The following is a 19,561-nucleotide window of genomic DNA, read 5'->3' on the forward strand; positions in this document are numbered from 1 at the left end:
AACCAAGCTGTCTATACAGAGTTGTCTAGCGGAAGGCTCGCCATGCATCACCTCGCGGCCGAGGGCGCCCTTACCACCGTGCCCATCGGCACCTTCACCACGGAAGCCGGGGCCGCCATCCCCGGCGCGCAGATCGCCTACCAGCGCTGGGGTACCCCACTGCCGGATCACTCCAACGTCCTACTGGTGGAGCACGCCCTCACCGGGGATTCCCGCGTGGATCAGTGGTGGGGGGAACTGTTGGGGCCGGAGCGCGCGCTGAACACCCGCCGTTACTGCGTGATCAGCACCAACGTGCTGGGCGGCTGCCAGGGCTCCACCGGCCCTTCCTCTCCGCACCCGGATTCGCCGGGCCGATGGGGTTCGCGCTTTCCCGCCCTTTCCATCAGGGATCAGGTGCGCGCGGAGCGCCTCTTTCTCCGGGCGCTGGGCATCGAGCGGGTTCACGCGATCCTCGGCGGCTCGATGGGCGGGGCGCGCACCCTGGAGTGGGCGGCCCTCTACCCCGAGCGGCTCGGCGCGGCGGGGGTCTTCGCGGTGTCCGCGCGGGCGAGCGCCTGGCAGATCGGGATTCAATCGGCCCAGATCGCGGCGGTGGAAAACGATCCCCGCTGGCACGGCGGGGACTACTACGACACCGACGAGGCCCCGCTGGGCGGCCTGGCCACCGCGCGGCGCATCGCGCACCTGACCTACCGAGGGGAACTGGAGCTCGACGAGCGCTTTGGCACCCGCGCCCAGCAGGGCGAAAACCCGTGCGGGGCGTTTCGCAGCCCCCAGCAGCGCTTTGCCGTGGAGAGTTACCTGGATCACCAGGCGGACAAGCTGGCCCGGCGCTTCGACGCCGGTTCCTACGTGACGCTGACCGACGCCCTCAATCGCCATGACATCGGCCGGGGCCGCGGCGGCCTCAACAAGGCCCTGGCGGCCATCGTCACCCCCACGTTCGTGGCGGGGGTGGACACGGACATCCTGTATCCCTACCACCAGCAGGAGCATCTCTCGCGCAACCTCGGCAACCTGCTGGGCATGGCCAAGATCGTCTCCCCCGTGGGGCACGACGCCTTCCTCGCGGAGACCCGCCAGATGGACCGGATCATCCGCGACTTCCTGGGGCGGGCGCCCGCCTAGCTGCCCAGGGAATCCACCGAGAGCGCGAAGAAGGCCATGCCCCCGCCCAGCAGGGTGTCAAAGAGGACGTCGAAGCGGCGGGAGCGCACCGCGAAGATCCCCACCAGACGGGAGTCGCACAGCAGCCGCACCAGGGCCAACCAGAGCAGTGCGGCCCCCAGCGTCACGGTGGCGCGTCGCCAGTGTTCGGTAAAGGCAAAGAGCGCGCTGAGCGCCAGGCCCAGCAGGAAGGCCCCGAGCATGGCGCACTGCACCCCGCGCGGCAGACGCGAGGGGGCAAGGGTCGCGTCGTGGGGATTATCGAGGTAAGGGCTAGGAGGCATCGGCGAGGCGTTCCGCCCGCTCCACGATGTTAGCCATGAGGAAGGTGCGCGTCATGGGACCCACCCCGCCGGGATTGGGGGAGATGGCCCCGGCCACCTCCCAGCAGTCCGGGTGAACGTCGCCGGTGGTCTTGCCGTCTACCCGGGAGACGCCAACGTCGAGCAGCGCCGCGCCCGGTTTAATCATGTCCGCGGTGAGCATGTGGGGCTGCCCGGCGGCGGCGATGATCACGTCCGCGGCGCGGGTTTCGGCGGCCAGATCCTTGGTGCCGGTGTGGCACAGGGTCACGGTGGCATTCTCCGAGCGGCGAGTGAGCATGAGGCCGATGGGACGGCCCACCGTCACGCCGCGGCCGATGACCACCACCTTGGCCCCATCGAGTTCCACGCCAAAGCGGCGCAGCAACGCGATCGCGCCGTGGGGGGTGCACGGCAGCGGGGCGGGTTCCCCAAGGACGAGCTTGCCCAGGTTCACCGGGTGCAGGCCGTCGGCATCCTTGGCGGGGTCGATGCGCTCCAGGATCGCGTTTTCGTCGAGGTGCCCAGGCAGGGGCAGCTGCACAATGTAGCCGGTGCAGGCGGGATCGCCGTTGAGTTCGTCGATCACGGCCTCTAGCTCTTCCTGCGTGGTCTCGGCGGGCAGGTCGCGGCGCAGGGAGGCGATGCCCACCTCCTCGCAATCTCGGTGCTTCATCCGCACGTAGTTTTGGCTGCCGGGGTCCTCGCCCACCAGCACGGTGGCCAGGCCGGGGGCGATTCCCTTCTCTCGCAGGGCGGCCACGCGGCGGCGCAGATCCGCCAGCAGCTCGGCGCGGTAGAGTTGTCCATCCAATTTGATCGCAGTCACGGCACCCATTATGCCTGCCCCTAGAATAAAGGCCATGCCCGCGCCCTTTCACGTCATCTTTGATAACCCGGTCATCCCCGGCAATACCGGCAACGCCATTCGCCTGTGCGCCAACACCGGCGCCCACCTGCACCTGGTGGAGCCGCTGGGCTTCAACTTCGACGATAAGCACCTCAAACGCGCGGGCCTGGATTATCACGACCTCGCGGAGGTACGCATCCACCCCGATCTGGGGTCCTGCCTCGCGGCGCTGCCGGACTCGCGCGTGTTCGCCTTCACCTCGGCGTCGTCCATCTGGCATTCCTCGGTGCGCTATCGCCCGGGCGACGCCCTCCTCTTCGGCACCGAGCCCACCGGCCTGCCCGAGGAGCACATGGCCCACCCCCGGGTCACCCGGCGGGTGCGCATTCCCATGCTCCCGGCGCGGCGCTCGATGAATTTGTCCAATTCGGCGGCCGTCGCCGTCTTTGAGGCCTGGCGGCAGCTGGGGTTCCCGGATGCGCTCTAACGTTGCCGCGCGGCGGACAGACCGCACGCCTTGGACTTAATAGACTAAGCGGTACGGCGACTGCTATCGTGCTATGAGACATTTCAGGAATACGAGGAAAGGACCTCGCCCCATGAAGCTTCGCCGCCTGATCGCCGCCGGAGTCGCCGCCACGCTCGCCACCACCGGGCTGGCCGCCTGCTCAAGCTCCGATGCCATCCGCATCGGCACCACCGATTCCGCCCGCGGGGCGTGGAAGGTCTTTGAGAACAAGGCCGCCGACGCCGGCATCAAGCTCAAGACCACCGAGTTTGGGGATTACAACACCCCCAACGACGCCCTGGCCCAGGGCGAGCTGGACGTCAATCTCTTCCAGCACCTGAAGTTCCTGGCCAACTACAACGTGGGCGCCAACCAGGACCTCGCCCCCATCGGTGCCACCGAGATCGTGCCGCTGGCGCTCTTCTGGAAGGACCACTCCTCCCTGGAGGGGATCGAGGGGCAGACCATCGTCATCCCCAATGACACCGTGAACCAGGGCCGCGCCATCAACGTTCTGGTGCAGGCCGGGCTGCTCACCCTGAAGTCCAAGGATCTGCTCGATCCCACCCCGGCGGACATCAACGAGGCCGCCTCCAAGGTCAGCGTCACCACCGTGGACGCCGCCCAGACCGCCGTGACCTACGGCGAGGGCCGCCCCTCTATCATCAACAATAACTTCCTGGATCGCGCGGGCATCGACCCCAATAGCTCCGTCTACCAGGATGATCCCACCAACAAGCTGGCCGAGCCCTACATCAACGTCTTTGTCACCAAGGCGGAGGACAAGGACAACGAGGACATCGCTAAGCTGGTGGAGATCTGGCACGATCCGGAAGTGCAGGCCGCCGTGGCCGAGGACTCCAAGGGCACCTCCGTGTCCGTGGAGCGCCCCGCCGAGGAGCTTCAGGGCATCCTGGACAACCTGGAAAAGGACCTGCGCGCCGCCAAGTAGGCGACCCCGGCCCGAGATCGAGGAAGAAATAAAGGTATCACTCCTTATGGCTGCTAGTTCCGCCGCTACCGGCACCGGAACCCGGATCGAGTTCCGCAATACCACCAAGGTATTCCCCGCCAAGGCCCGCCACCAGGCCTCTGAGACCACAGCCGTGGATAACGTCACCCTCACCGTGGAGCCGGGGGAGATCCTCGGCGTGATCGGTTACTCCGGGGCAGGCAAGTCCACCCTGGTACGCCTGATCAACGGCCTGGATCAGGCCACCTCCGGGCAACTGTTGCTCGATGGCACCGACGTGGTGGGCATGTCCGAGCGCGAGCTGCGCGGCGTGCGCAGCAAGATCGGCATGATCTTCCAGCAGTTCAACCTGTTTACCTCGCGCACCGCGGCGGGCAACATCGAATACCCACTCAAGCTGGCCGGGGTACCCAAGGACGAGCGCCAGCGCCGCGTGGCGGAGCTACTGAGCTTCGTTGGCCTGGACGATAAGGGCCAGAACTACCCCGAGCAGCTCTCCGGCGGCCAGAAGCAGCGCGTGGGCATCGCCCGTGCCCTGGCCACCAACCCCTCCCTGCTGCTGGCCGACGAGGCCACCTCCGCCCTGGACCCGGAGACCACCCACGACGTCCTCGACCTGCTGCGCCGGGTGAACAAGGAGCTGGGCATCACCATCGTGGTCATCACGCACGAGATGGAGGTGGTGCGCGCCATCGCGGACAAGGTGGCCGTGATGGAACGCGGCCGCGTAGTGGAGTACGGCAGCGTCTACGAGGTCTTTTCCCACCCCCGCACGGCGGTGGCCGGGCGCTTCGTGGCGACGTCGCTGCGCAACACCCCGGACAACGTGGAGACCGAGGATCTGCTGGCCCACGAGGGCCGCCTGTTTACCATCGAGCTCACCGAGGAATCCGGCTTCTTCGCCGCGGCGGCCGCCGCTCGCAGCGCCGGGGTGCACATCGCCATCGTCCACGGCGGCGTCACTACCCTCCAGCAACACAGCTTCGGCAAGATGACCGTTCGGCTCGACGGGCCGCAGGACGCGGTAGAGGCCTTCCGCGAGACCTTGGCGCAGACCACCACCATCCAGGAGATCACCCGATGACCACCACCGTTCTCGCCGCAGACTGGGATCGCCTGGGCGATACCTTCCGCGACGCCATCGCCGATACCCTCATCATGGTCTCGGTGACCATGCTGCTCTCCGGGCTCCTCGGCCTGGCCGTGGGTGTGCTGCTCTACACCACCCGTTCCGGCGGCATCCTGAAAAACCCCGTGGTGTACACCGTGCTCAACGTGTTGGTGAACTTCATCCGCCCCATCCCCTTCATCATCCTCATCGCCGCCCTCCAGCCCCTCACCGTGGCCGCGATGGGCACCTCCGTGGGGCGCGACGCCGGCATCTTCGTCATGGTCATCGCCGCCACCTTCACCGTGGCGCGCATCGTGGAGCAAAACCTCGTGGCCATCGACCCCGGCGTGATCGAGGCCGCCCGGGCGATGGGCGCCAGCCCCTGGAAGATCATCACCTCGGTGATCATCCCGGAGGCCCTGGGGCCGCTGGTGCTGGGCTACACCTTCATCTTCATCGCCATCGTGGACATGTCCGCGATGGTGGGCTACATCGGCGGCGGCGGCCTCGCGGACTTCGCCATCGTCTACGGCTACCGGGCCTTCGATAAGGAAACGATGTACGTGGCCGTGATCGTCATCGTCATCCTGGTGCAGCTCGCGCAGTTCCTCGGCAACTGGCTATCAAAGAAGATCATGAGGCGCTAACCCCCTCCGGCTACTCGACACCACCCCCACCGCAGCTTGGGAGAGATTCCCCGCGGTAGGGGTATTTTTTACCCTTGCTCCATAAAAAGTTGGAGATACCTCTAGATAGAAGAGTTAGGCAAGACTACGGTCCAGGACAGGAACAAAATGTTCCTTCCCTCATATTGAAACAAGGAGGTACTCCATGTCATTCAGTAAGAAACTCTCCCGCAGCCTGGCCGCCACCGCACTGTCCGGCGCGCTGGTCGCAGGCGGCGCGGCCGCCGCGCTGGCAATCCAGGTCAACGTCGATGGTGGCACCTGGAGCTATGGCATCAACAGCACCCACGTCTATTCCAACTATTATCACCCCACAACCAAGCACGGTTCTACCGCCGTGGGAACCTTCACCGCCGATAGTGGGTGCCAGGACCCCAACCTGTGGGCAAAGGCCTCCGCACCCAAGAGAAGTTATGCAGTGGATAAATCCTACTACCGCTTCTGCTAATCCCCGCCCCCACGCCCCACCCGCCGCCTCTTATGCTTCGGGCGGGGCGCCTCCCTAGGAGACCCGCCCATGCAGCGCTTATTGCACGTGTCCGCCGCCGTTCTTATTCTTTTAAGCTTTCTTGTCGCCTTTCCCCTCGCCCATCTGCTCGACAGCGATCTCGGTTCCACCGGTAGGCAAGGATTCCTGATCATGGAGTCCTCCGGAGAGACCTCCCCCACCGAGCTCCGCGACGAACTGGTGCACTATGCCGAAGATCGCCGCATCACCGTGGGCCTGGAGCACTTCGAGACCACCGCCGCAGGCACCACCCATCATCTCTACGTGGCAGCCGGGGAGGATTCCTCCACCATGAGCACGTGGTTACGCACCGGATACTCGGGATTTGACCCCTCGGTAACCGTCTCCGTAAGCCCCCTATCCGAGGCACCGCTGACAGACGCAGGTGGCCTGTACCACGTCTCTGGCGATAAAGCAGAGGTGCGCGATCTCCAACAGCACGTGGAAAGCCTGGGTTTTACAGCAAGCTCCCTCAAGCTCGAGTGGTACTACTTTCTTACCGATCCCGTCATCGTCACCGTCACGGCCATGTTGTTCCTCGTCGCCACCCTGACCCTGAGCGGGGTTCTCCTACGGGCACGCGATTACGCCATTCGACGCATCCACGGCCAAGGATTCTGGAACATCATCGGCCGTGACCTGCGCGACCTCCTGCCCACGGCCCTCGTCTCCCTGTTCGCTAGCGCGGCGCTCAGCGCCCTGGCCCTCTACTTTTATAACGGGCTCCGCGCGGTGGGACTATACCTGCAATGCTTCGCGGCACTCGGCTTACTCGGCGGCATCGTGTTCTTCCTTAGCCTCCTCGTTGCGGTGGGCATCCTCCATCTGGTTTCCCTCATTCCCGCACTAGGCGGCAAGATTCCCGGTGCACCCGTGACCATCGGCACCTATGCTCTGCGCTTGTGCGCCCTCCTCGTGACCATCAGCACGGTGAGTCAGGTGGTAGCCGCAGCCCTAGAAATGGATCATCAGAAAACGCAGCGCGAGGTCTGGCGTGCGCATGGCGAGGCGGAGGCATTCTATATTTCCACGCGCACGGGGGACATGCATGGAGACATCGCACCCGCCCTGCGCGCCGCCGACGAAAGAAACGAAATCCTGCTCGCCGATGTTCAATTAGATAACACCGCCAACCCGGAATTATTTCTCACCAATACCCTCTTTGCCGAGCAAGAACTCTCCCTCCCCGCCAGCGAGAGAGCCCAACCCGGCGAGGCGCTCATCCTGATCCCAGAAGGCACCCCACCCGAGCACATCGACCGCGCCCACCAAAAGATACTTTTCGAAGCCGATTATGCAGGAATTCCGGCGCCAAACATCATAGAAAAACCCATTCCCGGCGATACCAAAATATTCACCTACGCCACCTCCTTTGGCTTCACCACCCCCGAGGCCACAGTGAGCAAAATTCCCATCATAGTACTCCCCCGCAGCTTAGAAACACTGGCAGATCTCAACCTCGTTGCCCCCGCCACGCAGTTACGACTATTCGCCGCCAACAGTGAGGCCATGCAGAAACTCATTGCCGATCCCTCGGCCGGCCCCTACATCGGCGGACATTTCACCGCGCTATCGCATTGGGAGGAAGCACATACCAAAGCACAGAACCAATTCCGCTTCCAATCCCATCAACCTGGCAATCCTCATCCTCGTGGTCACCGCCTACGTGATCGGTTCCGCCGCCGTGTATCAGACCCGGCACCGACAGCGCCTCATCGTCACCGACCTCATGGGACGCTCCCCCTGGCGGGCACGCGCAGGCCTGCTACTCATCGAGGCGGTATTCCTACTCATTCCCGTGGCATGGTTACTGCACCGCCACCACGCCTACAAAGAAGCCGCGCTCACCGCCATACCCAGAGAAATACTGCGCACCATGGCCATCACCCCAGAACTCGTGGCCACCACCCTCAGCATCTCCCTGCTGTGGGCCGCCACCTGCCTTTTCATGTCCGCCCGCTTCGGCCGCATGTACTCCCACACCCCCGCGCGCTAAGGAGAACCATCATGAATCACACCATCACCGTCTCCGGCCTGACCAAAACCTTCGGCCCACGCACCCTGTGGCGCGGGGTGGAGTTTACCTGCCCCCAAGGCAGCATCACCGCACTCACCGGACCATCCGGCAGCGGTAAATCCACCCTGCTCAATTGCATCGGCACCCTCGATACCGCCGATTCCGGCACGATTATGGCAGCAGGCAAGAACATCCAGAAATTATCCAGCGGCAAGCGACGCGCGTTCCGCAAGAACAACCTGGGGTTTTTATTCCAGGACTACGCCCTCATCCCAGACAAATCAGCGGAATACAATATCCGCCTTGCCACAACAAATAAGCAGCAAAAAGAACGCATAGATTCCGCGCTAGAAACCGTGGGATTAAGCGGATACCACAAGCGCGTGGTGCACGAACTCTCCGGCGGCGAACAACAGCGCGTGGCCCTGGCACGCATCCTAGCCCGCCAACCGGAGATCATCCTGGCCGACGAGCCCACGGGCGCGCTCGATCCCCACAACGGACACAACGTGGTGGAACAATTACGCGACCTCGCCAACCAAGGAGCCACGGTGGTGATTGCCACCCACGCCCCCGAGGTGCGCGACGCCGCAGACCAGCACATCGACCTGAGCCGATTCCTCGACGAGGACTAATCCGCCACCCACACGCTGGTCGTCTTGGGCGCACCGCCGCAGGAAGCCACCACGCCCTCCACCTCGCGGCGGTGCAGCGCCACCCGCCAGGAGCGCCCGTCGCGGTGTCGCACAACCACGGCACCCTCCGGGGCGTCATCCGCAGTCAGATCGCCGTAACGCAGATCCTCCCCGACGGCGAGCAGGCCACGCGCCACGTGCAGCTCCGCCACCTGGCCGCGCGGCCCATAGAGGCCGGTGCCACGATTACCGGGGTAAAAATACCGTCCGGTCAGAGCTCGCTCAACCATCTCGCCAGCGGCCTCGGGGTTGAGATGCCCGAAGGAATAGGCCCAGGGCATGAGCAGCATCGCGGGGGCAAAGCGGTGCCCCTTGGTATGCGAGGTCTCCCAGACCACGGAGTTCGGGCAGTGCTCCTGCAATTGGGCGGCCAGGGGGCGGCCTTTGATCGCGCAGCACCGATCGCGACGGCCGTGCGTACACACCAACACCAGGGGCGTATCCACGAGGCGGCCGCCGTTGCGGCCCGGCCCGGTGAGATCGAGGCCCAGAAGATCCTCGGGGGCGTCGATAAGCAGCAGCTCCATCCGTGCCTCGCGCACCCACACCAGGTAGCAGCGGTGCTTGCTGCCCACCTCGCGGCCGGCGCGACCGGGCCTGCGGATGAGCTGAAGGCTGGCAGTGCCTTTGAGCATCTTTTTCAATCGGGCGCTGAGATCGGGGCCAAAGGTTCCGCCGTCGAGCACGTCGCGCGACCACCCACCGGGCCATTCAAAGAGCACGTAGACCTCGCCCTTCTTGGCCGAACCCGCCAACGGACCCCGGAGCGCGTCGGAGCACAGCGGGGTGTCCTGCGCAGGCGTGGTAACCATAGGCCGCTATCCTAGCGGCTTTTCCGGTAATGCATCGAGATATCTGTACGCCTCACCGTGCCATATACATTTCACAAGGTTGCCCCCACGATATACGGTAGCGGTATGTCAGTGCTTATCGACGCCCCCCGCTCCCCAGGCCGCCACGCCATGGCCGCGGCGCTCGTCGCGAGCGCCCTACTGCTCGCGTCCTGCGGCACGGACAACGAGGCCGCGTCGCCGGAGCCACCCGGCAGCGCCACCCCGGCCTCGCGGAGCACGCAGGCCGACGGCGCCACGACCTCCGATAAAAACGGCGCCGGCCTGACCCCGCTGGGCAACGCCGACATCGCCATGAAGACTATGCGCCCCGGGGAACCCTCCGAGCTGGTGGTCACGGAGATGCGCATCGGCGCGCACGAGGGCTTCGACCGGGTGGTCTTTGAGATGAAGGGCCAGGGGCACCCCGGCTGGTACGCAGATTACACCGATCACCCCTCTCAGCAGGCCTCCGGTAGCCCCATCGAATATCACGGGGCCACCGCCCTGACCGTAAACATCGACGGCACCGTCTACCCTTTCGACCTCGGCATCGAGGACCCCCATCTCAACCGGATCACCCCATCCGATAGCGGGAACATCACCGACGTCATCAGCGCGGGAACCTTCGAGGGGCGCTCCCAATTCATCATCGGACTGAACAAGAAGGTGCCCTATTCCGTGCAGGTGCTCGACGAACCCACCCGCCTGGTCATCGACCTCGTTCCCTAGACGATGCCCATGAATACCTACGCCACCATGCGCGCGCACGTGACGCCCATTCCCACTCCCCCGGTGGTGCGGCTGAGCAGCTCCGTCCTCGGCGGGGCCGCCGTGGCGGTACTCAGCACCGACCTTCCCCGGGCGATCCAGGTGCCGCTGGTGCTCCTGTTCCTGCTTATCAGCCTCAGCCTGCCGCTGATCCACCCCTACCGCCGCCGCATGCGAGAATACCGCCGCGAACACCGCGCACCGTGGCGGCCCCAGGTCTGGCAGTTCCTACCACTGTTTGCGCTCTGGTTGGCGATCATGCTTGCTCCCCTGCTGGCCCCGGCTCCGCCCTGGGTCAGCGCACTTGTCTTCCTCGCAACAACCGGCTGGCTTCATCTGACGTTTCCACACGTAGACGGCTCCCGGGCCCTCGCCTACGTCCACGTCAGCCCTCGTTAGTGGGCGATGTATGCAGCCCAGCCCATACACGCCCGGTACGGTGGCTCACGAGGTATTCGGAAGGGACAAGCACGTCACCGCCATCCGGCGACTCCTCACCATGACGGCGGCCTGCCCTCGCTGAGAAGGTCGCACCCGCGTTTTATGGGTCCTCGTGGGGTGGGGAAAACCTCGCTTCTGCGCACCACCCGGCTATGACTCCTCGACGATCCCGCGGATTTTGTTATTCGCCCACACATAAAGCGCATGTCCTACATAAAAAAGCGCCGCGTTGCCCGCCGCCACGGGCAGCCACCACCCCCACGACATCGAGCCCTGCACCACCACGATGACGCTAAACACGAGGGAGAATGCCACCGCCCGCCACGGCTCGACCGAGAAGGCACGCATCCGCTAATCCAGCTGCCCGCGCAGGGTCTCGGCCTGATCGGCTAGCCCGGCCAGGGCGTCCTCGTCAAAGCGCCGGGCCACCCGATGCTCCTCGGGATCGAGGGCAAAATACTTCATGGCCGTGGCGAGCTGGACGATCCGGGGCACGTCGCTGCGCAGCTCTCTCGTCCCGCGTCCTCCCCATTGCTGTAGCTCCACCGCACCGGCGTTCTTCTTGGCCCGGGCTACCACGGCGGCCAGCCCGGCCGCCAACAAAAAGGCGTCCCCGTGGGGCAGGGCGGCGTCGGTATAATTTCCGTGCAGATCCTCAAGACCCAGCTCCGCAAAGGCGAGCGAGAGCTCCACCGGGGCCGCCTCCTGGCTCTCCAGCCACGCCACCACGGCCGCCATTTCCTCGGTTTCCTGCAACGATACGCACATGCACCCCACACTACCGCCAGAAGATCCCCTGAACCCGCCCTCGCTCATTCCCACTGGAAACGCCCCAGTACCCGGTGATACTCGATTCTCCATGCGCCATACCCGTGTGCACCGTGGTGGGCCTGATCCATGCATCCGGCGTGGGCCGGCCTCCCGTGTGCCCCAGGGTTTGTCTTAAGAGAGACACCGCGATGATCGGCTGCGCGGTCATCAGCCTCGTACTCGCTGACGTCCCGGAAATGAGCTACCTGCTTCTGGTCTTAGCGCTCTCTTAAATCAGTGCTCCAGTTCAGCTGCTGAATCGCGGTGTCCCATTGCCGGTACTCCTTGGCGGCCTCGTCCATCTTCACCCGCAGCTGCGCCACGTTCATACTGGCCACGTAGCGGATCTCGCTGCGCGAGTAGCGATCCTGCCGGGCGCTGGCGGCCTGGGCCAAATCCGCGTACAGCTCGCGGCGCACCCGGGCGGCATCGCGTCTGGCGATGGCGTCGGTCAGCGTATGCTCCTCGTCGAAGGCCGTGACCGTATTGGTGGCATTAATTCTGCGAATGAGCCAGGTGAGACGCGCCAGGAGCTGTTCGGCCTCCGCCAGCAGCTCCGTCGGATCCTCGTCCGGCTCCTCGCCCTCCTGCACCCGCGCCACGAGGCTCAGGCGCTCCTTGAGCTGGAAGAAGCGGCGCTGCGCCTCCGCGCGCTCCGCGAGAGCCTCCGCCAGTTTCATGCCTTACTCCCACTCGATCGTCGCCGGGGGCTTGGAGGTTACATCGAGCACCACGCGATTGACCTCCGCCACCTCGTTGGTGATCCTGGTAGAGATCGTCTCCAGCACCTCGTAGGGGATGCGCACCCAATCGGCAGTCATGGCGTCCTCGGAGGACACCGGGCGCAAGACGATGGGGTGCCCGTAGGTGCGGCCGTCGCCCTGCACGCCCACCGAGCGGACATCCGCAAGCAGCACCACCGGGCACTGCCAGATCTGCCCGTCCAAGCCCGCCCGGGTCAACTCCTCGCGCACGATCGCGTCCGCGGCGCGCAGGATGTCCAGGCGCTCCTGGGTGACCTCGCCGATGATGCGAATACCCAGTCCCGGGCCGGGGAAGGGCTGCCGGCTGACGATCTCCTCCGGCAGGCCCAACTCCCGGCCCACCGCGCGCACCTCGTCTTTAAAGAGCAACCGCAGCGGCTCCACCAGGGTGAACTCCACGTCATCGGGCAACCCGCCGACGTTGTGGTGGCTCTTGATGTTGGCGGTACCCGCACCGCCCCCGGACTCCACCACGTCCGGGTACAGGGTGCCCTGCACGAGAAAGTCCACCTCCTGGCCCTCCAACACCCCAGCCACGGCGCGCTCGAAGGAGCGGATAAACTCCGCGCCGATGGCCTTACGCTTGGCCTCCGGCTCGCTCACCCCCGCCAGTTTGTCCAGGAAGGCCGCGCGTTCGTCCATGGTGACCAGGCGCGCGCCAGTAGAGGCCACGAAGTCCTGCTCCACCTGCTCCCGCTCGCCCTGGCGCAGCAGGCCGTGATCGACAAAGATGCAGGTGAGGCGATCCCCAATGGCGCGCTGCACCAGGGCCGCAGCCACCGCGGAATCCACACCGCCGGACAGGCCACAGATCGCGCGCCCCTCCGGCCCCACCTGCTCGCGCACGGCCTCGATCAGCTGTTCCGCGATGTTCTCCGGGGTCCAATTCTGCGGCAGGCCCGCGATCTCGGTGAGAAAGCGAGTAAGCACCTCCTGGCCGTGCGGGGAATGCAGCACCTCCGGGTGATACTGCACGCCGGCCATGCGCTTATCCGGACACTCGAAGGCCGCCACCGGGGCACCTGCCGTGGTGGCGGTGACCTCGAAGCCCTCCGGCGCGCGGGAGACCGAATCGCCGTGGCTCATCCACACCGTGTGCGTGGTCTCGAAATCGCGGTGCAGGCGGCCGCCGGATACCTCCATGTCCGTGCGGCCGTACTCCCGCTGCCCGGTGGCGGCCACCTCGCCGCCCAGGGCGTTGGTCATCAACTGGAAGCCGTAGCAGATGCCAAACACCGGCAGGCCTAGCTCAAAGATCTTCGGATCCAGGGAGGGCGCGCCCTCCGCGTAGACCGAGGAGGGGCCCCCGGAGAGCACCAGGGCGGCGGGATTCTTCGCGCGCACCTCCCGGGCCGTGATCGTATGCGGCACCACCTCGGAGTACATGCGGGCCTCACGCACACGCCGAGCGATGAGCTGGGCGTACTGAGCACCAAAATCGACGACGAGGACGGGGCGGGGAAGATGGTTCTGCTGCGCTTCAGTCACAGCCCACCAGCCTACCCGAGGCAGGAGGGGTTATCCCAGCGCGGGGAAGGAGCCCTAAGGATTCTTGCGATACTTAGCCGAGCGTTTAGACGAGGGCTGGAAACCGAAGCGCGGCTTGGGGTACTGGCGGAAGTACAGCTCAGGGCTGGCCTCGAATTCATGTCGATAAACTTCGTTTCCGCCTCCACCGCAAAGGCGGTGGCCATACCAGACACTATGCTTATCAGGATCTGAAGATCCACCTCTGCGAGGCCGTAACCATCTCTAGAATCAGCGGTCCACAAGCCGTACAGCCTCTCCCCCGCAAACACCGGGACGGTGGCGAACGATCCATAGGAGTATTTCCCGGGGAGCCTGCTTTACGTCCTCCTCTAGCTTCCCTTCACCCGCCACTACCTTTTCAAGCTCTCATCCTTCATCGAAAAAATCCGATCAGAGACCTTAGAGGAGCTTCCCGCCACACCCCACCTCGGAGCCTCAAGACAGAATCTCTCCGAATCACTGACGGTAAACAGGTTGACACGGACATTGTCGCTGGAAGGAAGTGCATGACGAGCAAACTCAAGCATAGCCTGACGGGCGGCATGCAGATGCTTCTCCCGCTCACGCTTACCCTCCATGACTATCGCGCTCCTGGGAAGCATATTCATCATGTTCAGGCTCGCCAGGTATTCCCGAACCTTCAGCGATTCAGATTGAGTAGCATGCCGGTAACTTTCCTGCTTGTACTTGTTCTGCCACGCCCGAAACAAGATACCGGCGAAGAGAGCACCGACACCGAGATGAATGCCGCTATCCCCCACGCCCCTCCCTTCCAGGGCGCGAGCGCAAGAAGAACAGCCCCCGCACGCCTCCGAATAGATGGGGCTGACGCGCACGATCCTCGTCAGCCAATCCACCCCCGGAGGACGAATATCCTCTAGGTAAGCGTCTTTCGCCACAACCCCCCTCTACCCCGCGACGGAAAGCCCCACCTTCTGGAAGGACTTCAGATCGGTGTACCCGCACTTGGCCATCGCCCGGCGCAGCCCGCCGACGATGTTGTGCAGGCCCATTGCCTCCCGGGAGGGCCCGTGCAGGATCTCCTCCAGGCTCGGCCACTCCTCGTCGGAAGCGAATTCGTAGGCCTCGGCCACGAAGCCTCGGGGGAACCTCGGGTGCGCGGCGGTGGGCGGCCAGTAATACCCCTTGCCCCCAGCCTCGACGGCCGGGGCGAGCGGCGTGCCCAACACCACCGCGTCCGCGCCACAGGCAATGGCCTTGACCACGTCGCCGGAGGTCTCCAGCTCGCCATCGGCCAGGATGTGCACGTAGCGCCCACCGGTCTCGTCCAGGTAGTCCCGGCGCGCCGCGGCCACGTCGGCGATCGCGGTGGCCATGGCGGATTCGATACCCAGCGCCAGGCCGTTGGTGTTCACCCCGCCGCCCACGATGACCCCGGCCGCCCCGGTGCGCATGAGGTGCATGGCGGTGGTGTAATCCGTCACGCCCCCAGCGATGACGGGGACGTCGAGGGAGCCAATGAAGTCCTTGAGGTTGAGCGGCTCGCCGCCCTCGGTCACGTGCTCGGCGGAGATCATGGTGCCCTGGATGACGAGCAGTTCGGCCCCGGCGGCGATGACCTTGGGGGCAAACTCGCGGGCGTTTTGGGGCGAGACCCGCACCGCCACCGTGGCCCCCTCGGCGCGCACGGCGCGGATGCGCTCGGCCAGCAGGTCATCGTCCACCGGGGCGGCGTGGAGTTCCTGGAGGACTCGGGTGGCCTCGGTGGAAACCAGCCCGGCGTCGTTATCGGCGGCGTCGATCACGCGCTGGATGGCGGCCTCCAGGTCGGCGTGGCGGCCCCAGAGGCCCTCGGCGTTGATGACGCCCATGCCGCCCTGGCGGCTCATCTCCGCCACGAACTCGGGGGTAGCCAGGGCGTCGGTGGGGTGGGACATGACCGGGATGTCGAAGGCGTAGGCGTCGATGTTCCAGGTGGTGTCCACGTCCTTGGAGGAACGGGTGCGCCGCGAGGGGACGAGGGAGACGTCCTCGAGACGGTACGTGCGGCGGGCCTCGCGCCCGATGCCAATCTCAATGTAATCGCGCATGGGGTACTCGTCTATCTCCTAGTGGTAGTTGGGGGCCTCGACGGTCTGGGTGATGTCGTGCGGGTGGCTCTCTCTGAGTCCCGCCGTGGTGATCTGCACGAAGCGGGCCCGCTGCAAATCCGGGATCGTGGCGGAGCCGGTGTACCCCATCGCGGCGCGCAGGCCGCCCACGATCTGGTGGGTGATGGTGTCGATGGAGCCGCGGAAGGGCACGCGCCCTTCGATGCCCTCCGGTACGAGCTTGTCCTCGCTCTTGACGTCCGCCTGGAAATAACGGTCCTTGGAGTAGGAACGCTTCTCCCCGGTCAGGCCGCGTCCCTGCATGGCACCCATGGAGCCCATGCCTCGGTAGCGCTTGTACTGCTTGCCACCCACCACGACGATGTCACCGGGGGCCTCCGTGGTGCCGGCCAGCATGGAGCCGAGCATGACGGTGCTGGCACCGGCGGCCAGGGCCTTGGCCACGTCGCCGGAGAACTGCATGCCGCCGTCGGCGATGATCGGCACGCCGGCGGGGGTGGCCGCCGCGCTGGCCTCCAGGATCGCCGTGATCTGGGGGGCACCCACGCCCGCCACCACGCGGGTAGTGCAGATCGAGCCGGGGCCGATGCCCACCTTGATGCCGTCCGCGCCCGCGTCCACCATCGCCTGCGCGGCCTCGCGGGTGGCCAGGTTGCCGCCCACCACGTCCACGCGATCGCCAAAGTCTTGCTGCACCCGGGAAACCATCTCCAGCACGCGGTTGTTATGGGCGTGGGCGGAGTCCACGATCAACACGTCCACGCCCGCCTCCACCAGCAGTCCGGCGCGCTCGTAGGAGTCCTGGCCGGTGCCGATGCCGGCGGCCACCAGCAGGCGGCCCGCGGCGTCCTTGGAGGCGTGGGGGTACTGCTCGGACTTCACGAAGTCCTTGACGGTGATCAGTCCCACCAGCCGGCCCTGCTTGTCCACGATGGGCAGCTTCTCCACCTTGTTGGCGCTCAGCAGCTCCAGGGCCTCTTCCTTGGTCACGCCTTCCTGGGCGACCACCAGGGGCATGGGCGTCATGACCTCGCTCACGCGACGGTGGGTGTCCGCCTCGAAGCGCATGTCACGGTTGGTGCAGATGCCCACCAACACGCCCTTCTCGTCCACCACGGGCAGGCCGGAGATCCGGAACCGCGCGCACAGGGCGTCCACCTCCGCGATAGTCATCTCCGGGGTGCAGGTCACCGGGTCGGTGACCATGCCGGACTCGGAGCGTTTGACGATCTCCACCTGTTCGGACTGCTCCGTGGCGGAAAGGTTACGGTGCAACACGCCGATGCCGCCCTGACGGGCCATCGCAATCGCCATGCGCGCCTCAGTCACGGTATCCATCGCGGCCGAGGCGATCGGCAGCCCCAGACGGATATTGCGGGTGAACTGCGAGGAGGTGTCCACGTCGCTGGGCACCACGTTTGACTCGGCGGGCAGCAACAGCACGTCGTCGAAGGTCAAGCCTCGCAGCAGTACCTTGTTGGGATCGTCTCCGCCGGTAGATACCTGCTGCACCATGTAAAACTCTCCTCACTGTTGATGTGCCTGCCCCGGAGGGTGTTCGCCTTGCTTCTTTACTTTAACCGCTTACTCTAATCTGTTCTTCCATGCCGGGGTAGCGCGGTAGAATTGCCAGCATGCGGGGCCCGACCATAGGATCGGCGATGTGAACTTCGACGCTCAGATGCCGCTTGATCCGTTTGCCGATGATCCGAACGACCCCGCCTCGTTCCTCGACGGAGACGAACCCGCGCTGCCGCTGACCGACGAAGAACGCGAGGGCATCGAACGAGACCTCGCCCTCGTGCAGGAGTTCAAAGTGGTGCTGGGCCCCAGGGGAATCAGGGGGATTTTTTTCTTCTGCGAGGATTGCTCGGAGAACCACTACTTCGATTGGGACATCCTGGCGGCCAACATGCGCGCCACGCTCGAACACACCCTCAGTCCCGTGCACGAACCCGGCGCCGAGCCCGACGTCCAGGCCTACGTGCCGTGGGATTACGCCCTGGGGTACCTTGACGGGGCGCGCGATAGGTAGGGAAACTTATTCCGTGGCACTCGGCTCGGCCGGGCCGTGCCCCTCATCCTGACTGGCTCCCACCAGCAGGGGCGTTTCCTGCGCGGGAGGCATCGCCGCGGTCGGTTCGACGTACTGTTCCCCGCCCACCGCAGCTCCGGCCGGTGCTCCGCCCCGGATTGGCTCGGGCGTGGCAACCACGGTGGTGGTCACCGTCACCGTATTCGTCTCCGTGACCGTGGCCTGGGGTTCCGTGGCGGCCGGCTTATCGCTAGGGGGCGAGGGCTGCTGCCCCTCGGGTCTCGGCGCGGGCTGGGCCGCGGCTCCCGGCACCGTCGTGGTCACCGTGACGGTGGCGTTCTTCGCCCCGCCGCTATTCCCGTCCACGGGGGTGGCGGCCTCGGCGGGGGCGCGATTCTGCGCCACCTTAGCGGCCGCCTCCATGTCCTTGGCCATGAGCCTGGCCTGCTCTATCAACAGGCGCACGCCGTCCATGTCCCCTCGCTCAGCCAGGCTATCCATCTCCTCAAGGGTTCCGGCCAGCTCCACCACGTCGTGCACGGGGTCCTGCCGCGGAAACAGGGTGGTAGAAAGCCCATAGAGCGGGGAGTTCGGCCCGGCGTTCAGCAGCATCGCACCGCTGCCCGCGATGACAAGCGTCGCGGCGGCGGCACCCACCAGGCCAGCAAAGAAGGGGCGCGAGCGGCGGCGCGAAGACAACTCCACCACTTGGGCCTCCAACCGCGGGGCGGACGGCAGGGGTCGATCGACCTCGCCGCGCAGCTCCAGCAGCATCCCGGCGAGCTCGTCGGTGCCCTCGCTGCGATCCACGCCCCGCGACAGCTCGGTGAGGAAAGCGTCGCTGAACTCTAGCTCGCGTTGTTCACGAGGATCGTTCGTCATCGCTCTCCTTCTTCCATTTCCCTGCGCAGACTGGCCAGCGCCCGGTGCTGAGCCACCCGAACGGCACCGGGGGTGCTGCCCACCATGTCTGCGGTTTCTTCCGCCGATAGTCCCACGAGCACGCGCAAAATAACGATGTCGCGCGATCTCTCGCTAAGTGAATCGAGGAGTCGGCGCACTCTGTTACTACCGTCCGCGACCAGGGCTTCTTCCTCCGGACCGGCATCCGTCGAGGCGGAATCGGGCACCTCGTCGGTGGGATGGGCCTGATCGCGCACGTAGCTGCGCCGGGCATCGGCCACCTTGTGGCTGACCACCCCGTAAACGTAGGCCATGAAGGGTCGCCCCTGGTCCTGGTATCGCTCGATGGAATGCACCACCGCCAGGCAGGCGTCCTGGGCAATGTCCTCCGGTTCCGGGATTCGGCCCGGGCCAATCCGGGCGCGCACGTAGCGCAGCACGAGCGGGTGAATGATCTCCAGGATTCGCTGCAAGGCGTCCCGATCCCCCTTCACCGCGGCGGGCACGAGAGCCTGTAGTTCCTGCTCAGCTTCGCTCACGTCCTACTCTTTTCCTCGCGGCGCCGGGGTACTGATTCAGCATACT

22 protein-coding genes are annotated in these 19,561 nt (G+C 65.5%); 10 read left to right on the plus strand and 12 right to left on the minus strand.

Features of this window, described 5'->3' with window-relative positions; genetic code table 11:
• Nucleotides 1–42 precede the first annotated feature (42 nt).
• On the plus strand, nt 43–1,131 hold the full coding sequence (locus tag H7347_RS05110; protein ID WP_152821929.1) for a homoserine O-acetyltransferase: 1,089 nt from the start codon (nt 43–45) through the stop codon (nt 1,129–1,131).
• Here H7347_RS05110 and H7347_RS05115 read toward each other — a convergent pair.
• Nucleotides 1,128–1,454, minus strand: a complete 327-nt coding sequence (locus H7347_RS05115) for a DUF3017 domain-containing protein (protein WP_152821930.1) — start codon at nt 1,452–1,454, stop codon at nt 1,128–1,130. The genes H7347_RS05110 and H7347_RS05115 overlap by 4 nt on opposite strands.
• Nucleotides 1,444–2,301: a bifunctional methylenetetrahydrofolate dehydrogenase/methenyltetrahydrofolate cyclohydrolase gene (locus H7347_RS05120; RefSeq protein ID WP_186337271.1), complete on the minus strand. Its 858-nt coding sequence runs from the start codon at nt 2,299–2,301 to the stop codon at nt 1,444–1,446. Before H7347_RS05120 ends, H7347_RS05115 begins: the two co-directional genes overlap by 11 nt.
• Before the next feature lie 34 nt (nt 2,302–2,335).
• Here H7347_RS05120 and H7347_RS05125 point away from each other — a divergent pair, with 34 nt between their 5' ends.
• From H7347_RS05125 to H7347_RS10730, 6 genes are all read left to right on the plus strand, one after another.
• Nucleotides 2,336–2,809: a tRNA (cytidine(34)-2'-O)-methyltransferase gene (locus H7347_RS05125; RefSeq protein ID WP_186337272.1), complete on the plus strand. Its 474-nt coding sequence runs from the start codon at nt 2,336–2,338 to the stop codon at nt 2,807–2,809.
• 112 nt (nt 2,810–2,921) lie between these two features.
• Nucleotides 2,922–3,782, plus strand: a complete 861-nt coding sequence (locus H7347_RS05130; protein ID WP_152821935.1) for a MetQ/NlpA family ABC transporter substrate-binding protein — start codon at nt 2,922–2,924, stop codon at nt 3,780–3,782.
• 46 nt (nt 3,783–3,828) lie between these two features.
• Nucleotides 3,829–4,887 (plus strand): methionine ABC transporter ATP-binding protein, encoded by a 1,059-nt coding sequence (locus tag H7347_RS05135; protein WP_152821937.1) that lies wholly within the window; start codon nt 3,829–3,831, stop codon nt 4,885–4,887.
• Nucleotides 4,884–5,561, plus strand: coding sequence for a methionine ABC transporter permease (locus tag H7347_RS05140; RefSeq protein ID WP_152821939.1), 678 nt, complete (start codon nt 4,884–4,886; stop codon nt 5,559–5,561). Before H7347_RS05135 ends, H7347_RS05140 begins: the two co-directional genes overlap by 4 nt.
• Before the next feature lie 184 nt (nt 5,562–5,745).
• The gene (locus tag H7347_RS05145) at nt 5,746–6,048 is read left to right on the plus strand and encodes a lactococcin 972 family bacteriocin (protein ID WP_152821941.1); all 303 of its coding nucleotides are present in this window, start codon (nt 5,746–5,748) and stop codon (nt 6,046–6,048) included.
• Between the two features lie 69 nt (nt 6,049–6,117).
• Entirely contained in the window at nt 6,118–8,760 is a 2,643-nt protein-coding gene (locus tag H7347_RS10730) for an ATP-binding cassette domain-containing protein (protein WP_227659017.1), read from the plus strand.
• On the opposite strand, the gene H7347_RS05155 is transcribed toward H7347_RS10730, so the two are convergent.
• On the minus strand, nt 8,757–9,632 hold the full coding sequence (locus tag H7347_RS05155) for a sucrase ferredoxin (RefSeq protein ID WP_152821942.1): 876 nt from the start codon (nt 9,630–9,632) through the stop codon (nt 8,757–8,759). The genes H7347_RS10730 and H7347_RS05155 overlap by 4 nt on opposite strands.
• A 105-nt stretch (nt 9,633–9,737) precedes the next feature.
• Here H7347_RS05155 and H7347_RS05160 point away from each other — a divergent pair, with 105 nt between their 5' ends.
• Nucleotides 9,738–10,382 carry a hypothetical protein gene (locus H7347_RS05160; RefSeq protein ID WP_152821944.1) on the plus strand — a complete coding sequence of 215 codons (645 nt, stop codon included), beginning with the start codon at nt 9,738–9,740 and terminating at the stop codon, nt 10,380–10,382.
• A 9-nt stretch (nt 10,383–10,391) separates the two neighbouring features.
• Nucleotides 10,392–10,820: a hypothetical protein gene (locus H7347_RS05165; RefSeq protein ID WP_152821946.1), complete on the plus strand. Its 429-nt coding sequence runs from the start codon at nt 10,392–10,394 to the stop codon at nt 10,818–10,820.
• A 192-nt stretch (nt 10,821–11,012) separates the two neighbouring features.
• On the opposite strand, the gene H7347_RS05170 is transcribed toward H7347_RS05165, so the two are convergent.
• The 7 genes from H7347_RS05170 to guaB form a co-directional block, all read right to left on the minus strand.
• Complete coding sequence (locus H7347_RS05170; protein ID WP_152821948.1) at nt 11,013–11,210, minus strand: hypothetical protein; 198 nt, start codon at nt 11,208–11,210, stop codon at nt 11,013–11,015.
• Between the two features lie 3 nt (nt 11,211–11,213).
• Nucleotides 11,214–11,630, minus strand: coding sequence for an imm68 putative immunity domain-containing protein (locus H7347_RS05175; RefSeq protein ID WP_186337273.1), 417 nt, complete (start codon nt 11,628–11,630; stop codon nt 11,214–11,216).
• A 260-nt stretch (nt 11,631–11,890) separates the two neighbouring features.
• Nucleotides 11,891–12,352: a DIP1984 family protein gene (locus tag H7347_RS05180; protein WP_152821952.1), complete on the minus strand. Its 462-nt coding sequence runs from the start codon at nt 12,350–12,352 to the stop codon at nt 11,891–11,893.
• A 3-nt stretch (nt 12,353–12,355) separates the two neighbouring features.
• Nucleotides 12,356–13,924, minus strand: coding sequence for a glutamine-hydrolyzing GMP synthase (gene guaA, locus H7347_RS05185; protein WP_186337274.1), 1,569 nt, complete (start codon nt 13,922–13,924; stop codon nt 12,356–12,358).
• Between the two features lie 392 nt (nt 13,925–14,316).
• On the minus strand, nt 14,317–14,727 hold the full coding sequence (locus H7347_RS05190) for a hypothetical protein (protein WP_152821956.1): 411 nt from the start codon (nt 14,725–14,727) through the stop codon (nt 14,317–14,319).
• Between the two features lie 147 nt (nt 14,728–14,874).
• Entirely contained in the window at nt 14,875–16,017 is a 1,143-nt protein-coding gene (locus tag H7347_RS05195; RefSeq protein ID WP_152821958.1) for a GuaB3 family IMP dehydrogenase-related protein, read from the minus strand.
• 18 nt (nt 16,018–16,035) lie between these two features.
• On the minus strand, nt 16,036–17,553 hold the full coding sequence (gene guaB, locus H7347_RS05200; RefSeq protein ID WP_152821960.1) for an IMP dehydrogenase: 1,518 nt from the start codon (nt 17,551–17,553) through the stop codon (nt 16,036–16,038).
• Nucleotides 17,554–17,701: 148 nt separating this feature from the next.
• Between guaB and H7347_RS05205 the strand changes: the two genes are divergently transcribed.
• Nucleotides 17,702–18,073, plus strand: coding sequence for a DUF5319 domain-containing protein (locus tag H7347_RS05205; RefSeq protein ID WP_186337275.1), 372 nt, complete (start codon nt 17,702–17,704; stop codon nt 18,071–18,073).
• A 6-nt stretch (nt 18,074–18,079) separates the two neighbouring features.
• On the opposite strand, the gene H7347_RS05210 is transcribed toward H7347_RS05205, so the two are convergent.
• Together H7347_RS05210 and H7347_RS05215 are read right to left on the minus strand one after the other, a co-directional pair.
• On the minus strand, nt 18,080–18,955 hold the full coding sequence (locus H7347_RS05210) for a hypothetical protein (RefSeq protein WP_152821962.1): 876 nt from the start codon (nt 18,953–18,955) through the stop codon (nt 18,080–18,082).
• Nucleotides 18,952–19,515: a sigma-70 family RNA polymerase sigma factor gene (locus tag H7347_RS05215; RefSeq protein ID WP_186337276.1), complete on the minus strand. Its 564-nt coding sequence runs from the start codon at nt 19,513–19,515 to the stop codon at nt 18,952–18,954. The genes H7347_RS05210 and H7347_RS05215 overlap by 4 nt, the downstream gene beginning before the upstream one ends.
• Between the last annotated feature and the right edge of the window lie 46 nt (nt 19,516–19,561).

It is taken from the genome of Corynebacterium sp. zg-331 (assembly GCF_014267345.1).
Classification (GTDB): Bacteria; Actinomycetota; Actinomycetes; order Mycobacteriales; family Mycobacteriaceae; genus Corynebacterium.

What these genes read in the sequence shown, in the direction of transcription:
- H7347_RS05110 (WP_152821929.1), top strand. Translation starts at nt 43, where the DNA reads ATGCATCACCTCGCGGCCGAGGGCGCCCTTACCACCGTGCCCATCGGC.
- H7347_RS05115 (WP_152821930.1), bottom strand. Translation starts at nt 1,454, where the DNA reads ATGCCTCCTAGCCCTTACCTCGATAATCCCCACGACGCGACCCTTGCC.
- H7347_RS05125 (WP_186337272.1), top strand. Translation starts at nt 2,336, where the DNA reads ATGCCCGCGCCCTTTCACGTCATCTTTGATAACCCGGTCATCCCCGGC.
- H7347_RS05130 (WP_152821935.1), top strand. Translation starts at nt 2,922, where the DNA reads ATGAAGCTTCGCCGCCTGATCGCCGCCGGAGTCGCCGCCACGCTCGCC.
- H7347_RS05135 (WP_152821937.1), top strand. Translation starts at nt 3,829, where the DNA reads ATGGCTGCTAGTTCCGCCGCTACCGGCACCGGAACCCGGATCGAGTTC.
- H7347_RS05140 (WP_152821939.1), top strand. Translation starts at nt 4,884, where the DNA reads ATGACCACCACCGTTCTCGCCGCAGACTGGGATCGCCTGGGCGATACC.
- H7347_RS05145 (WP_152821941.1), top strand. Translation starts at nt 5,746, where the DNA reads ATGTCATTCAGTAAGAAACTCTCCCGCAGCCTGGCCGCCACCGCACTG.
- H7347_RS10730 (WP_227659017.1), top strand. Translation starts at nt 6,118, where the DNA reads ATGCAGCGCTTATTGCACGTGTCCGCCGCCGTTCTTATTCTTTTAAGC.
- H7347_RS05155 (WP_152821942.1), bottom strand. Translation starts at nt 9,632, where the DNA reads ATGGTTACCACGCCTGCGCAGGACACCCCGCTGTGCTCCGACGCGCTC.
- H7347_RS05160 (WP_152821944.1), top strand. Translation starts at nt 9,738, where the DNA reads ATGTCAGTGCTTATCGACGCCCCCCGCTCCCCAGGCCGCCACGCCATG.
- H7347_RS05165 (WP_152821946.1), top strand. Translation starts at nt 10,392, where the DNA reads ATGAATACCTACGCCACCATGCGCGCGCACGTGACGCCCATTCCCACT.
- H7347_RS05170 (WP_152821948.1), bottom strand. Translation starts at nt 11,210, where the DNA reads ATGCGTGCCTTCTCGGTCGAGCCGTGGCGGGCGGTGGCATTCTCCCTC.
- H7347_RS05175 (WP_186337273.1), bottom strand. Translation starts at nt 11,630, where the DNA reads ATGTGCGTATCGTTGCAGGAAACCGAGGAAATGGCGGCCGTGGTGGCG.
- H7347_RS05180 (WP_152821952.1), bottom strand. Translation starts at nt 12,352, where the DNA reads ATGAAACTGGCGGAGGCTCTCGCGGAGCGCGCGGAGGCGCAGCGCCGC.
- H7347_RS05195 (WP_152821958.1), bottom strand. Translation starts at nt 16,017, where the DNA reads ATGCGCGATTACATTGAGATTGGCATCGGGCGCGAGGCCCGCCGCACG.
- guaB (WP_152821960.1), bottom strand. Translation starts at nt 17,553, where the DNA reads ATGGTGCAGCAGGTATCTACCGGCGGAGACGATCCCAACAAGGTACTG.
- H7347_RS05210 (WP_152821962.1), bottom strand. Translation starts at nt 18,955, where the DNA reads ATGACGAACGATCCTCGTGAACAACGCGAGCTAGAGTTCAGCGACGCT.